This window comes from Sphingobium sp. RAC03, assembly GCF_001713415.1.
GTDB lineage: Bacteria > Pseudomonadota > Alphaproteobacteria > Sphingomonadales > Sphingomonadaceae > Sphingobium.
Genome location: NZ_CP016456.1, coordinates 2,606,670 through 2,621,406, shown reverse-complemented (window position 1 = coordinate 2,621,406; position 14,737 = coordinate 2,606,670). Strand labels below are relative to the sequence as shown.

Sequence of the window (14,737 nt, the reverse complement as noted above, 5' to 3'; positions counted from 1 at the left end):
GCGAACGTGCAGGCGTTCAACCCGCCTTGCGGACGCCTTCGAACAGCGCGAGAGCGTCGATATTGAAGCCTTCGACCCGGCGATAGGGACCGATGAAGCGCAGGCAGTCGGTCGAAAGGCGCAAGGGCCAATGCGCGCCCGTGTGGTCGTGCAAAGCCAGGGTGGCCATTTGGGGATCGGATCGCTCTCGACGCATGACAGCCGAGATAATCGGCAAAGATTAACAAGATGCTTGTGACCCATCTTTACGATCGTCCGACAGGGCACTTTGTTGCAATATCGCAACTATCCGCGTGCATAACCTTATTTTTGGGCGACCGGGGTGCAACAGTTGCGTATAAAGATGGTTAACGGGCGCGGTCGAGTGAACCGCCGATTGCATCCGGCTTACCGGCCTGTTTTGTTGAGACCCAACGAAAAATCGGGGGCGCACATGATTGATTCAGGACAATTTAATTCCGCGAGCGAAACAGGGGCGAAACCGATGGCCGCCGAGAGGAATATGGTTACCGAAGACGCTGCGGAACGGGCGCTTGTAGAGGATATTGCGCGCTCCACCCTGTTCGACCTGGGGCAGATCGATGTGCGGTGGGACGCGGAATTGGGGACTTTGTGGGCGTTCATGACGCCGCTCGAACGGCCCAATTCCAACCTGTCCCTGATTCGCGATACGATGTCCTGGCAACGCGAGAGCCGCCGCCTGTTCGAAGACAAGGGCGGGATGCTGAAATTCATGGTTTTGGGGTCGCGATTCCCCGGCGTGTTCAACCTGGGCGGTGATCTGGAAATGTTCGCCGAATGCATCCAGCGCCGCGACCGCGACACACTGCTGCGCTATGGCATCGCCTGTTGCGAGATCGTCGATCGCATCTGGCATTGCAACGACATGAACATCATCAATATCGGGCTGGCGCAGGGGGATGCGCTGGGCGGCGGGCTGGAAGCGCTGATGTGCTTCGACGTCATCATCGCCGAACGGCAGGCCCGCTTTGGCCTGCCCGAAGTGTTGTTCGGCCTGTTCCCCGGCATGGGCGCCTATTCCATCCTGTCGCGCCGGGTCGGCCCGGTGCTGGCGCGCCAGATGATTACCGATGGGCGCGTTTATAGCGCCGAGGAAATGTTCGACATGGGCATCGTCACCCAGGTCGTCGAGCAGGGCGAGGGCGAAGCCGCCACCATCGCCTGGATCAAGGATCACCGGGCGCATCATGCCGGTTATGTCGGCATCAACCGCGCCGGGCGGCGGGTCAATCCGATGACGCTGGACGAACTGACCGACATCGTGACGACCTGGACCGATACGGCGCTGGCCCTGTCTGACCGTGACCTGCGCATGATGCGGCGATTGGCGGCGGCACAGACCCGTCTGCGCTGAGCGACGGCGGTTCAGGCGAGGCGGCGACGGCGGATGGCTGGGTCGGGGCGTTCCTCGCCATGGAGAGGGCCAGCCTCGATCAATTCGATGATCCGTTCATGGGTGACCGGGCGGCTGAACAAATAGCCCTGAACATTGGTGAAGCCAGCCTCGCGCGCGTGGGCGAGTTGGTCCTGCGTTTCGATCCCTTCGGCGACGGTGTCCATCGACAGGTCGCGCGCGAGATTGCCGATCGCGCGGACGATCGCGCGATCTTCGGCGTTGGCGCTGGTCCCCGCCATGAAGCTCTGGTCGATCTTGAGCGTGTCGAACCGGTAGGAGCGAAGATAAGAGAGCGAGGAATAGCCGGTGCCGAAATCGTCAAGCGCCAGGCGCAGACCGATACGCTGGAGTTCGCGCAGGATCGTGCTGGTCTGGCCGCTATCATCGAGGAAGATGGATTCGGTGACTTCCAGTTCGAGCCGACGGGCGGGCAGGCCGGTTTCCAGCAGCGCGGCGATGACATTGCCGGGCAGGTCGTGCGATTTGAGCGAGGCAGGCGAGATGTTGATGGCCACGCGCACGTCGCCGGGCCAGGCTGCCGCCGCGATGCAGGCCTGACGCAGCACCCAACCGGTCAAGGCTTCGATCAGGCCCATGCTTTCGGCGATCGGGATGAATTCGGACGGGGGGATGGCCCCCAGCACGGGATGATTCCAGCGGATGAGCGCTTCGCAGGCGTCGATATCGCCGCCATCCAGCGCCACGATCGGCTGGAACATCAGTTTCAGTTCGTCGCCATCCAGTGCGCGGCGCAGGCCGGTCTCGATCTCATGGATGCGGTTGAACCGTTCCTTGAGCGACCAGTTGAAGCTGGATGCCCGATTGCGCCCGGCCCCTTTGGCTTCGTAAAGCGCAAGGTCGGCATGTTGCATCAGTTCGTCCATGTCGCGGCCGTCCTGTGGCGCGACGGCATAGCCGATCGAGGCCGTGACCTGGAGATGATGGTCGGACAGATCGAAGCCATGGGCGAAATAGGCGATGATTTCCTGCGCGATCGCCGCTGCGGTCACGCGGTCGGTATCGGGACAGATGATGACGAATTCGTCGCCGCCGAAACGGGCGATCCGCCCCCGCCCCTGTACCACGTCGGCCAAGCGTTCCGCCACGGCGCGCAGCAGCCGGTCGCCGACCATATGGCCAAGCGAGTCGTTGATCTCCTTGAACCGATCGACATCCATCCACAGGATGGCGACGGCATCGACGCGCTTCTCGGTGGTTTCGAAGATTTCGCGCAGGCGCATCTGCATCGCCATGCGGTTTTCCAGGCCGGTCAGATTATCATAGCGCGCCAGTCGCTCGAATTTCTCGGCCAGCAGCGACTTGTCGCGCCGCCCGATCAGCGCCTGCACAACGATGCGGTGCGTGGTCGAACTGATTTCAGCGAGGCCCAATATCATCGCGACCATCGCGACGGATAGAACGCGGTAGCCGGTCGATCCCTCCAGCCACAGGCCGAGCGCGGTTGGCAGCAATGCGAGGCAGACCTGACCGATGGCGATCTGCACTCGCCCGGCGTTGCGACCCGAAATGCCGCCGGCATAGCCGGTCGCCATCGACACGCTGAGCATATGGGTGATCGGATTGGCCGATCCGATCAAGGTGACGAATCCCATGAGGCCGAGCAGCCCGGAATAGGCCCAGGCGCCCAATTCATAGGCGAGTTCCCAGTTGCGCGATGCGACGGCGGTGCCGCGCACCAACTGGCGATGAAAGAAGATGGCGGAAAAAACGCGCAGCGCCGCGACGATGCATAGGGTGGCGACGACGGCATGGATGGCCAGGCCATCCGATATGCTGCTGATGACGAGGCCGACGGCCGTGCCGGTCGCCGCGCCGATGGTCAGCGATGCGGGCGACGCATAGAGCGTTTCGACCAGGCTCCGCCGCACATCGGCATCCTGTTCCGACGAGAGCGCCCTGCGCTTTTCCAGCAATGTCCTCAAAGCGCGCAAATGGCCGGTCTCCGGTTCCTGACCCCTCTTCGCAGTTTCCCTTTATTTTTTCGTTAACCGCAAGATCGCAGCCAACTGGCGCGTTTGCGCGCAGACGCCTATGCCGGTGACCTGACTGCCGTGGACCGGGGGAGCATCGCCATATCTGCTCAATTGCTCATCGCCCTCGCCTATGTCGCCCTGCTGTTTGGGGGGACGGCGTTCGCGCATGTCCATCGCCATCGGCTGCGCCAATCGCGCTGGCGCATCCACGCCTATACGCTGGCGCTGGGGGTCTATTGCACCAGTTGGACCTATTTTGGTGCCGTGGGCACGGCGGCGACCGGGGGATGGAGCTATCTGCCCATCTATCTGGGGCCGATCCTGCTGATGATCGCGGGCGGGCCATTCCTGCGTCGGTTGAATGCCGAGGTGCAGGAGGATGGCGCGACATCCATTTCCGACTTCATCGGCTCGCGTTTCGGCAAGAGCCGCACGGTGGCGGCGCTGGTGACGCTGATCCTGCTGTTCGGCACCATTCCCTATATCGCGCTGCAATTGCGGTCGGTGTCGCTGAGTTTCGCGCTGGTATCCGGCATTACGCAGCCGACCGCGCCGCTGGTCGTCGCGGCGGCTGCCCTGGCGCTGTTCGCCATCGCCTTTGGTGCCCGGCGCTATCAGGTGGCAGGGCAGAATGAGGCGATATTATTCGCCGTCGCGTTCGAATCGCTCTTCAAGCTGGTGGCGTTGCTGTTGGTCGCAGGGCTGGCGATCTGGCTGTTGTGGACCGCCCCTGTCGATCGGATAGCCGATGGCATGGCGACCTTCCGCAGCGGATTTGCGCCCGCCCGGCTAGACGTGAACTTCGCCGTGACCACCTTGTTGTCGGTGCTGACGATCATCTGCCTGCCGCGGCATTTCTTCATCAGCGTCACGGAGTCGCGCACGCCCGACGATATATTGACGGCGCGGTGGGGCTTCGTCGCCTATCTGCTGGTGACGGTGCTGGCGGTGCTGCCCATTGCCGCCGCGGGCGTGGCGCTGCTCGGCCAAGGAGCGACGCCCGACCTGTTCGTGCTAAGCCTGCCGCAGGATTTCGGCTATCGCGGCCTGGCCTTGCTCGTCTTTCTGGGTGGCGTGTCAGCGGCGCTGGCGATGGTCGTCACCGAAATTGTCGCGATTTCGAGCATGATCTCCAACGATCTGTTCGCGCCGGTGCTGTTGCGGCGATCGACCGAAGATTCCCATTTGGGCGAGCGGTTGTTGTGGATACGGCGCGGTGCGATCATCGCATTGATCGGCGCGGCGGTGCTCTATGCGCTGGCGCTGCCGTCCACCACGCAATTGGCCTCGGTCGGCCTGGTCGCCTTCGTCGCGATCGCCCAATGTGCGCCCGCGCTGATCTGCGCCGTCTATCGGCCGCATAATGATCCGCTGGCGGCCAAGGCGGGGCTGCTGACTGGCTTTGCGCTGTGGTTCGTCATTCTATTCCTGCCCGCAATCGGCAGCGAGACGATCACTCCGCCCGCCTGGCGCGGCATCAGCGCAGTGACGGCCGGAACGCTCATCAGCCTGGGCGGCAATTTGCTGGCGTTCCTGTTGGTGTCGGTGCGGAGCGTCGGGACGGTACGGTTGGTCCGGCAACGCGGCATCGCGCCGGTCACGACGATGGCGGCGCTGGGTGATCTCGTAACCCGCTTCGTCGGAGCGGAGGCGATGATCGAGGCGTTCGGCGCGACCGAAGACAGTGACGCGCCGATCGACCGGGCCAGCGCGCGCGCGGCCGAGCGGCTGATAAGCAGTGTGGTTGGGGCATCGTCGGCGCGGGCGATCATGGCGTCGGCCATTTCCGGCCAGGGCATGGGCTTTGCGCAGATCGCCCAGGTGCTTGATGCGTCGGGGCAATCGCTGCATTTTTCGCAAGGTCTGCTGGCGGCGACGCTGGAAAATATAGATGTGGGCGTCAGCGTGGTCGATCGCGACCTGCGGCTGGTGGCGTGGAACAGCCGCTATCTCGACCTGTTCGACTATCCCCCCGGCCTGATCCGGGGCGGCGTGCCGGTCGCCGACCTCATTCGCTTCAACGCCGAGCGCGGCGATTGCGGTCCCGGCGAAGTGGAGGATCATGTCGCCCGGCGGCTGGCGCATATGCGCAGCCGTCGCCAGCATGCGTTCGAACGACATCGCGCCGATGGCCGCTGGATCAAGACCGTGGGCGGGCCGATGCCCGACGGCGGCTATGTCATGTCCTTCACCGACATCACGGTCGAAGCGCAGGCGCGGGCGGCGACCGAGACGGCACGGCGCGACCTGGAGCAAGCGGTGGCGGCGCGGACGGCGGAGTTGAGCGAGGTCAATGTGAAGCTGGCGGCGGCGATGGCGGACAAGACCCGTTTCCTGGCGGCGGCGAGCCATGACCTGCTGCAACCGCTGCATGCCGCGATGCTGTTTTCATCGGCCTTGCGGCGGCGATTGGGGGAGCCGGAGCGGGCGATGCTGTCGCGGCTCGATCGATCGATCGAGGGCGCGAACGACCTGTTGCGCGCCTTGCTCGACATATCGAAGCTGGATGCGGGCGGGGTGAAGCCGCAACCGACCCGCTTTGCCGTGCGGCCAATGCTGGTCGACCTGGCCGAGAATTTTCAGCCCTTGGCGGCGGAAAAGGGACTCGTGCTGCGGGTTGGGCCAGGCGACGGTTGGGTCGAGACGGATCGGAGCCTATTGCGGTCGATCGTGCAGAATTTCCTGTCCAACGCCATCCGCTATACCGACCAGGGCCGCATCCTCGTCGCGGTGCGACGGCGCGGTGCGGCGGTTCGCATCGAGATATGGGATAGCGGGATCGGCATTGCGCCCGACAAGCTGGCGCTGATCTTCCGTGAGTTCGAGCGGCTGGGTCAGGGGAGCGAGAGCGGCATCGGGCTGGGGCTGGCGATCGTGGAGCGATCGGCCGCTTTGATCGGTGGGACGGTGGCGGTGCGATCCTGGCCCGGCAAGGGGAGTTGCTTTGCGATCAGCCTGCCGCTGGCGGAAGCGTCGCCGGTGGTGGTGGCACCCATGGCGGCGGCCGTCCTTGCGCCGACAACCGGTCTGCGCCTGCTGGTCGTGGATGATGATCCGGCCAATCGCGCGGCGATGCAGGCGGCTTTGGAAAGCATGGGGCATGACTGTGTGGTGGCGGCGACGGAAGGCGAGGCATTAGCGGCCAGCGGGCCATTTGATGGCGCTTTGGTTGATTTCGCGCTGGGCACGGCGCGCGACGGCATCGACCTGATCGATGCATTGCGCGATCGATTGCCGGGGCTGGCGGTGGCGCTGGTCACGGCCGAGCGGAGTGAGGCGATGCTGGCGCGCCTCGCCGAGCGGGATATTCCGTTGCTCGCCAAGCCTTTGGCGGCGACGGTGCTGGAACAGTGGATTGCGGAGGTAGCGCGGCGCGGCGCTGGCGGGTCAGCGGTTCCCTAATCCCAGCGCGCGAGCCGCGAGCGCGGCCTGGGTGCGGTTCTGGACGCCGAGTTTGGCGAGGACCGTGGTCATGTGCGACTTGATCGTGGATTCGGCGACCCCCAGTTCCCAGGCGATCTGCTTGTTGAGTTGGCCGTCCAGCACACCGAGCAGGACGCGCAATTGGGTCGGCGTCAGCGAGGCGACCTTGCCGGCCATCTCGTCCACTTCATCGGGCATCAGGGGCGCGACGGCGGGGGTTTCACCCGCCAGAGCGGCGGCGATGGCGTCTTCGATGACGCTCAGATCCTGATCCTTGCCGATGAAGCCGACCGCGCCATAGCGGCGCGCTTCGGCGGCGGCGATCTGTGCATCGGCGCTGGAAATGACGAGGATGGGGACCGAGGGACGTTCGGCATGGAGCAGCGCCACGCCGGAAAAGCCCGCCGACCCTGGCATTTTGAGGTCGAGAAGGATGAGGAGTAAGTCGCTGGCGGCTGTGGCGGTTTCCACGGCGCGGTCCAGCGTCGCCGCCTCCACGATCCGCGCATCGGGCGCGACGTTGGCGGCCGCCATGACCAAGGCCTGACGGAAGAGCGGATGATCGTCCGCCACCAAGATGGTGCCTATTGCCGTTGGCTTATCCTTCCCTCTCCGCCGCCATCCTGCCCCGCATTGGGCAGCGATGCAAATAGGGGCTAACCCCTAGCCCGGCAAGCGGCTCAGGCCGCTGCCATCTGGCTGTCGGCGATCAGCGCTTCGACCACCGACGGGTCGGCGAGTGTGGAAATGTCGCCCAGCGTATCGGTCTCGCCTTCGGCGATCTTGCGCAGGATGCGGCGCATGATCTTGCCCGATCGGGTCTTGGGCAGGCCGGGGGCGAACTGGATGATGTCGGGCGTGGCGATGGGGCCGATCTCGCTGCGGACCCAAGCGACGAGTTGCTTGCGCAACTCTTCGGACGGCTCCTCATGCGCGTTGAGCGTCACATAGGCGTAGATGCCCTGCCCCTTGATCGGGTGCGGCATGCCCACGACCGCCGCTTCAGCGACCTTGGCATGGGCGACCAAAGCGCTTTCGACTTCGGCGGTGCCCATGCGGTGGCCCGACACGTTGATGACGTCATCGACCCGGCCGGTGATCCAATAATAGCCATCGGCGTCGCGACGGGCGCCGTCGCCGGTGAAGTACCGGCCAGGATAGGTGGTGAAATAGGTCTGGAAGAAGCGCTCATGATCGCCATAGACGGTGCGCATCTGGCCGGGCCAGCTTTTGGCGATGCAGAGGTTGCCCTCGGTCGCGCCGTCCAGTTCCTTGCCATCGGCATCGACCAGCAGGGGGTGGACGCCGAATAGCGGTTTGGTCGCCGAGCCCGGCTTCAAGTCGGTCGCGCCGGGTAGCGGGGCGATGAGGATGCCGCCTGTCTCGGTCTGCCACCAGGTATCGACGATCGGGCAGCGGCCTTCGCCGACGACGCGGTGATACCATTGCCAGGCTTCCGGGTTGATCGGTTCGCCCACGCTGCCCAGGATGCGCAGCGACTTGCGGCTGGTCGTCTGCACAAAGGCGTCGCCCTCGCGCATCAAGGCGCGCAGCGCGGTGGGGGCGGTGTAGAAGATCGCGACGTTCCATTTGTCGCAGACCTGCCAGAAACGACTATGGTCGGGATAGTTGGGCACGCCTTCGAACATCAACGTGGTCGCGCCGTTGGCGAGCGGGCCATAGACGACATAGCTGTGGCCAGTGACCCAGCCGATGTCGGCAGTACACCAATAGACTTCTCCGGGTCGGTAATCGAACACCTGCGCATGAGTCATCGCCGCCCAGAGCAGATAGCCGCCAGTGCTGTGGAGGACGCCCTTGGGGGTGCCGGTCGAACCGGAGGTGTAGAGGATGAACAGCGGGTCTTCCGCGCCCATCGCTTCGGCCGGGCAATCCGGCGCAGCGGCATCGCGGGCGGGACCGTAGAAGAGGTCACGACCCTCCACCATCGGTACATCCGCGCCGGTGCGCTGGACGACGAGGACGGTTTCGACCGAGGTGCAATGGGCAAGCGCCGCATCGACATTGGCCTTCAAGGGCACGGCCTTGCCGCCGCGCAGCCCTTCGTCGGCGGTGATGACCAGGCGGGAGTCGCAGTCGCGGATGCGGCTGGCGAGGCTGTCGGGCGAGAAGCCGCCGAAGACGATCGAATGGACCGCGCCGATGCGGGTGCAGGCCAGCATGGCGAAGGCGGCTTCGGGGATCATCGGCAGATAGAGCGTCACCCGGTCACCGCGACGGACCCCCTGCGCTTTCAGCACATTGGCGAAGCGGCAGACTTCCTCGTGGAGTTGTGCATAGGTGATGACCCGGCTTTCGTTCGGATTATCGCCTTCCCAGATGATCGCGGGCTGATCGCCCCGTTCGGCCAGATGCCGGTCGATGCAGTTGGCCGAGACGTTGAGTTGACCGTCGGCGAACCAGCTTATGCCGAAATCGGCTTCATCGAAGCTGCTTTCATCAACCTTCGTAAAGGGGGTGATCCAGTCGAGCCGCTGCGCCTGATCACGCCAGAAGGCGTCGGGATCGGCCAGTGCCTGCGCATGCATCCGGGCGGCGTCAGCGGCAGTGACCCGCGCATCGGCGGCGAGGGACGCGGGAACGGGATAGAGGGATTCGCTCATGGTTTTGGCCTCTCCAAACTCTTTCGCACTAGCGTAACGAAGCCAGGCCCATGCGGCATCCTCGACCAAAGTTGGAGGGACTTGCGACCATGGTCCGCCTTATCCTCCCCCTGCCCCGACCCGCATGATGCAAGCATGGCCGGATCGCCACACCCCTTCGCAGAAAGGGGCGACCGGCGGGGAGAGGATGAATGATGACGAATAGAGCATTCATAAATCTAAGGCGTGGGATTGCGATGGGCGCGATGGCGGTGGCTATCGTCAACGCCCCTGGTGCCATGGCTCAGACGGCGCGCGAGGCGGAGCTGGAAGCGCGGCTCAACCAGCTGGAAGCCGCCGTGTCGGCATTGCGCAGCGAGTTGACGCAGGCGCGCGCCGAGCAACAGACATCGACGCAGATCGCACAGAAGGCCGATAGCCGGGTGGCCGCGCTGGAAGCCAAGCCAGCGTCCGACGGCTTCAAGGTCGGGGCCACCACCTTCAAGCTGGGCGGTTTCGTCAAGGTCGTGGGCAGCGCGACGCGCTATGACGATGGCGCGGTGCCGGGCGGATCGCTGGGCAAGGAATTCTACCTGCCGCAGCAGATTCCTGTGGGCGGACAAAGCAGCCGCGACATCATCGGCCATGCGCGCCAGACGCGGCTGTCGTTCAGCACCTCCACGCCGCTGGGTGGCAAGGAGATTAAGAGCGTGGTCGAGTTCGACTTCGCGCTGGCGGCAGCCCCCTTGGGTGCGCAGCGGGCGACCAACCCCTATACACCGACCTTCCGCCGGGGCTTCATCAGCTATGGCAACTGGCTGATCGGGCAGGAATGGACGACCTTCCAAAATCCCGGCCATCTGCCCGAAACCACCGATTTCGTGGGACCGATGGACGGCGCGATCTTCGTGCGGCAAATGATGGTGCAGTATAAGCAACCGCTGGGCGGCGGCTTCGACCTCTATCTGGCGGCGGAAAATCCGCAGACCGAGACGGAGACGACGACCGCCCCTGTCCTGATCGACAACGACCAGGATCGCATCCCCGATCTCGTCGCCAAGCTCGCCTATAAGGGCGCGATCGGCGAACTGCATGTCGCGGGGTTGGTGCGGCAATTGTCGGTGCGCAACAATGGCGTCGGCGACACGGCGATGGGCTGGGGCATCACGACGGGCGGCAAGATTCCGTTCGGGCCGGAGGGGCGGCACGACCTGCGTTTCCTGGCCACCTATGGCCATGGCATGGGCCGCTACTTCACCGTCGGCTATGCGCCCGACGCCATCTACGACAGCGCCATCGGCAACCAATTGCATGTGGTCGACAATGTCGCTGGCTTTGCCGCGCTCAAGCTCGGCTGGACGCCGACGATCCGCTCGACCTTCATGGTCGGATATCAGCATGCCGACTATCCCGGCGGCATCCTGCTGCCGGATCTGGCCAACAAGGCGGCCTACAGCCTGGCCGGCAACCTGTTCTGGTCGCCGGTCAAGAATCTGGATTTCGGAATCGAATATCGTCATGCTCAGCGGGAAGTCGTCAGTGGCCTGAAGGGCCAGATGGACCGTGTCGAGATGGCCGCGAAATATACTTTTTAAGGGAGAGGGCAGATGGCGACAACATATGACGACGGCCAGCCAAAGCGCAGCGTGACGGGGCAGAATGAGAAGCTCGTCATTGCCGCGTCATCGCTGGGCACGGTGTTCGAATGGTATGACTTCTATCTTTACGGCCTGTTGGCCACCTATATCTCGGCGCAATTCTTCTCCGGCGTGAACGAGACGACGGGGTTCATCTTTGCCCTCGCCGCCTTTGCCGCCGGTTTTGCGGTGCGGCCGTTCGGCGCGATCGTGTTCGGGCGGATCGGCGACATGGTCGGGCGCAAGAATACGTTTCTGGTCACCATGGGCATTATGGGCCTGTCGACCTTCGCGGTCGGCATCCTGCCCAATTATGCCAGCATCGGCGTTGCGGCACCGGTCATTCTGCTGGTCCTGCGTCTGGCGCAAGGCCTGGCGCTGGGCGGCGAATATGGCGGAGCGGCAACCTATGTCGCCGAACATGCGCCGGAGGGGAAACGCGGCCTCTATACCAGCTGGATTCAGACCACGGCGACCTTCGGCCTGTTCGCCGCGCTGCTGGTGGTCATCGGTTTCCGCTTCGCGCTGGGCGAGGAAGCCTTTGCCGCCTGGGGCTGGCGCCTGCCCTTCCTGATCTCGATCTTCCTGCTCGGCGTATCGATGTGGATCCGCCTGCAGCTCAACGAAAGCCCCGTCTTCCAGAAGATGAAGGACGAAGGCACGACGTCGAAGGCACCGCTGACCGAAGCCTTCGGCAAATGGGGCAATCTGCGCTGGGTCATCATCGCGCTGCTGGGTGCGGTCATGGGTCAGGCGGTGGTCTGGTATGCCGGGCAATTCTATGCGCTGTTCTTCCTGGAAAAGACGCTGCGGGTGGATGGGGCGACGGCCAATATCCTGATCGCCATCGCGCTCGCATTGGCAACCCCCTTCTTCGTCTTCTTCGGCTGGCTGTCCGACAAGATCGGCCGCAAGCCGATTATCCTTGGCGGTTGCGCGCTGGCGGCGATGACCTACTTCCCGCTGTTCGGGGCGTTGACCAATGCGGCCAACCCCGCGCTGGCGGCGGCGCAGGCGTCGGCGCCTGTGACCATCGTCGCCTATAAGCCCGAATGTTCGTTCCAGTTCGATCCGGTCGGCAAGAACAAGTTCGACACGTCGAGCTGCGACGTCGCCAAGACCTATATGGCCAAGACCGGGGTCAGCTATGACAATGTCGAAGCCGCTGCAGGCACGCCTGCGGTGGTCAGGATCGGCAGCGTCAGCCTGACCGCGCCCGATGCCGCCACACTGGCGGGACCGGACAAGAAAGCGGCAATCGCGGCCTATCAGGCGCAGTTGCAGGCGGGTCTGGTCGATGCGGGCTATCCGGCCAAGGCGGACACCGCGAAGATCAACAAGGTCGCGGTCGTGGCGATCCTGTGGGCGCTCGCGATGTTGGTGACGATGGTCTATGGACCGATCGTCGCGATGCTGGTGGAACTCTTCCCCAGCCGCATCCGCTACACGTCGATGTCGCTGCCCTATCATATCGGCAATGGCTGGTTCGGCGGGTTCCTGCCGACGACGGCCTTCGCGATGGTCGCGGCGACCGGGAACATCTATTACGGCCTATGGTATCCGGTGGTCGTTGCAGCCGCCACCGTGGTCATCGGCCTGCTGTTCCTGCCGGAGACGTTCAAGCGCAATATCGACGACTAGTACAGCGACCCGTACAATGGAATCAGGGGCGGCCACCAATAGGAGGCCGCCCTTATTTTATGTCGCGCAGGCCGCGCCCGACTAACGTCGAATGGCCTTTCCTACAGATTTGCGGCAGGATTATTTCCAACATGGGAGAGAAAATGATGGCCCAGGCCTATCTGGACGCACAGATGCGCAGTCAGGATGATCGCGAAGCCTATTGGCTGGACGCGGCGCAGGCGATCGAGTGGCGAGTGCCGCCGGTGCGCGCCTGGACCGAGGGCGAAGGCTGGTTTGCGGGCGGCCTGATGAACACATGCCATAATGCGGTCGACCGCCATGTCGCGGCGGGGCGCGGCGACGATCTGGCGCTGATCTACGAAAGCCCGGTGACGGATACGCGTCTGACCTTCACCTTTGCCCAGTTGCAGGACGAAGTGGCGCGGACAGCGGGCATGATCGCGGCCCAGGGCGTCGGCAAGGGCGACCGGGTCATTCTCTATATGCCGATGGTGCCGCAGGCGGTAATCGCGATGCTGGCCTGCGCGCGGATCGGCGCGATCCATTCGGTGGTGTTCGGCGGGTTCGCCGCGCCCGAACTCGCCAAGCGGATCGACGATGCGACGCCCGCCCTGCTGATGACGGCATCCTGCGGGATCGAGGGCAGCAAGGTCATCCCGTACAAGCCCCTGGTGGACAAGGCGCTGCAGATGGCGACCCACCGGATCGAGCGCGTCATCCTGCTGCAACGGCCGCAGGCGATCGCGCCGATGCAGGAGGGGCGCGACCTCGACTGGGCGGACACGGTGGCGGAGGCGGAGCCGGTCGATTGCTTGCCCGTGGAGGCGACCCATCCGCTCTATATTCTCTATACGTCGGGCACGACCGGCACGCCCAAGGGCGTGGTGCGGCAAAATGGCGGTCATGCGGTGGCGATCGCCTGGAGCATGGCGCATATCTATGGCATTCGTCCGGGCGAGGTGTTCTGGGCGGCGTCCGATGTCGGCTGGGTCGTAGGGCATAGCTATATCGCCTATGGGCCGTTGCTGGCGGGCGCGACGACCTTGTTGTTCGAGGGCAAGCCGGTGGGCACACCGGACGCGGGCACATTCTGGCGGACCATTGTCCGCAACGATGTCTGCATCTTCTTCACCGCGCCGACCGCGATCCGCGCGGTTCGGAAGGAAGACCCGGAGGGCGACTATATCCGCCAGATCGGCACGGGGAATCTACGCGCGCTGTTCCTGGCGGGCGAACGGGCGGACCCCGACACGATCCATTGGGCCGAAGCGCAGCTCAACCTGCCGGTGATCGACCATTGGTGGCAGACGGAACTGGGCTGGCCTGCGCTCGCGACCTGCTTTGGCCTCGGCGATACACGGCGCAAGGCGGGGAGCGCGGGCTTCCCGGTGCCGGGCTATGGCTTTCGCGTGGTGGACGATGGCGGCGCGGACGTCGCGCCGGGCGAAACGGGCAATGTGGTCATGACGCTGCCGCTGCCGCCGGGCTGCTATGCCGGGCTGTGGAACAATGAAGCGGGTTTTGCCAAGGCCTTTGCCGGTTTCCCCGGCCATTATGAGACGGGCGATGCGGGCCATGTCGATGCCGACGGCTTCGTCAACATCATGGGGCGCACCGACGACATCATCAATGTCGCGGGCCACCGCCTGTCCACCGGGCAGATGGAGCAGATCGTCGCCTGCCACCCGCTGGTGTCCGAATGCGCGGTGATCGGCGTGGACGATGCGCTGAAGGGCATGGTGCCGATGGCCTTCGTTGTTGCCCGGACGGGCGCGTGGGATGCGGCGGCGCTGGGGGCCGAGATCATCAAGGCGGTGCGCGACGAACTGGGGCCGGTGGCGGCTCTGAAGGACGTGCATATCGTGGGCGCCCTGCCCAAGACACGGTCGGGCAAGATATTGCGCGCGGCGCTGCGTCAGGTCGCGGCGGGCGAGCGGATCGCCATGCCCGCGACGATCGAAAGCCCGGCAGCGCTGGAAGCGATCATTGCGATTTTTGCTAAGGTGGAGTGAGGGCGGC

Annotated in this window: 9 protein-coding genes; 5 read left to right on the top strand and 4 right to left on the bottom strand. The window is 64.5% G+C overall.

Annotation, left to right across the window (positions count from 1 at the left end; all coding sequences use genetic code 11):
• Positions 1 to 16 precede the first annotated feature (16 nt).
• Positions 17 to 169: a hypothetical protein gene (locus tag BSY17_RS17245; protein WP_237236369.1), complete on the bottom strand. Its 153-nt coding sequence runs from the start codon at positions 167 to 169 to the stop codon at positions 17 to 19.
• A 333-nt stretch (positions 170 to 502) separates the two neighbouring features.
• On the opposite strand from BSY17_RS17245, the gene BSY17_RS17240 reads away from it, so the two are divergent.
• Positions 503 to 1,375, top strand: coding sequence for a crotonase/enoyl-CoA hydratase family protein (locus BSY17_RS17240; protein ID WP_443019535.1), 873 nt, complete (start codon positions 503 to 505; stop codon positions 1,373 to 1,375).
• A gap of 11 nt (positions 1,376 to 1,386) precedes the next feature.
• On the opposite strand, the gene BSY17_RS17235 is transcribed toward BSY17_RS17240, so the two are convergent.
• Positions 1,387 to 3,369, bottom strand: a complete 1,983-nt coding sequence (locus BSY17_RS17235) for a putative bifunctional diguanylate cyclase/phosphodiesterase (RefSeq protein ID WP_069066370.1) — start codon at positions 3,367 to 3,369, stop codon at positions 1,387 to 1,389.
• A gap of 84 nt (positions 3,370 to 3,453) precedes the next feature.
• Here BSY17_RS17235 and BSY17_RS17230 point away from each other — a divergent pair, with 84 nt between their 5' ends.
• Positions 3,454 to 6,813 carry a PAS-domain containing protein gene (locus BSY17_RS17230; RefSeq protein ID WP_237236367.1) on the top strand — a complete coding sequence of 1,120 codons (3,360 nt, stop codon included), beginning with the start codon at positions 3,454 to 3,456 and terminating at the stop codon, positions 6,811 to 6,813.
• On the opposite strand, the gene BSY17_RS17225 is transcribed toward BSY17_RS17230, so the two are convergent.
• Both BSY17_RS17225 and acs read right to left on the bottom strand, forming a co-directional pair.
• Positions 6,799 to 7,410, bottom strand: a complete 612-nt coding sequence (locus BSY17_RS17225) for a LuxR C-terminal-related transcriptional regulator (RefSeq protein ID WP_257785044.1) — start codon at positions 7,408 to 7,410, stop codon at positions 6,799 to 6,801. The genes BSY17_RS17230 and BSY17_RS17225 overlap by 15 nt on opposite strands.
• A 104-nt stretch (positions 7,411 to 7,514) precedes the next feature.
• Positions 7,515 to 9,458: an acetate--CoA ligase gene (acs, locus tag BSY17_RS17220; RefSeq protein ID WP_069066368.1), complete on the bottom strand. Its 1,944-nt coding sequence runs from the start codon at positions 9,456 to 9,458 to the stop codon at positions 7,515 to 7,517.
• Positions 9,459 to 9,694: 236 nt separating this feature from the next.
• On the opposite strand from acs, the gene BSY17_RS17215 reads away from it, so the two are divergent.
• From BSY17_RS17215 to BSY17_RS17205, 3 genes are all read left to right on the top strand, one after another.
• Positions 9,695 to 11,032, top strand: coding sequence for a DcaP family trimeric outer membrane transporter (locus BSY17_RS17215; RefSeq protein ID WP_237236365.1), 1,338 nt, complete (start codon positions 9,695 to 9,697; stop codon positions 11,030 to 11,032).
• 12 nt (positions 11,033 to 11,044) lie between these two features.
• A complete protein-coding gene (locus BSY17_RS17210) occupies positions 11,045 to 12,715 on the top strand; it encodes an MFS transporter (RefSeq protein ID WP_069066366.1) in 1,671 nt (556 codons plus the stop codon).
• A 146-nt stretch (positions 12,716 to 12,861) separates the two neighbouring features.
• Positions 12,862 to 14,730 carry an AMP-binding protein gene (locus BSY17_RS17205; RefSeq protein WP_069067052.1) on the top strand — a complete coding sequence of 623 codons (1,869 nt, stop codon included), beginning with the start codon at positions 12,862 to 12,864 and terminating at the stop codon, positions 14,728 to 14,730.
• Positions 14,731 to 14,737: the final 7 nt, after the last annotated feature.

Coding starts and splice junctions, on each gene's coding strand:
- BSY17_RS17215 (WP_237236365.1), top strand. CDS start 9,695: ATGGGCGCGATGGCGGTGGCTATCGTCAACGCCCCTGGTGCCATGGCT.
- BSY17_RS17205 (WP_069067052.1), top strand. CDS start 12,862: ATGGCCCAGGCCTATCTGGACGCACAGATGCGCAGTCAGGATGATCGC.
- acs (WP_069066368.1), bottom strand. CDS start 9,458: ATGAGCGAATCCCTCTATCCCGTTCCCGCGTCCCTCGCCGCCGATGCG.
- BSY17_RS17210 (WP_069066366.1), top strand. CDS start 11,045: ATGGCGACAACATATGACGACGGCCAGCCAAAGCGCAGCGTGACGGGG.
- BSY17_RS17245 (WP_237236369.1), bottom strand. CDS start 169: ATGGCCACCCTGGCTTTGCACGACCACACGGGCGCGCATTGGCCCTTG.
- BSY17_RS17240 (WP_443019535.1), top strand. CDS start 503: ATGGTTACCGAAGACGCTGCGGAACGGGCGCTTGTAGAGGATATTGCG.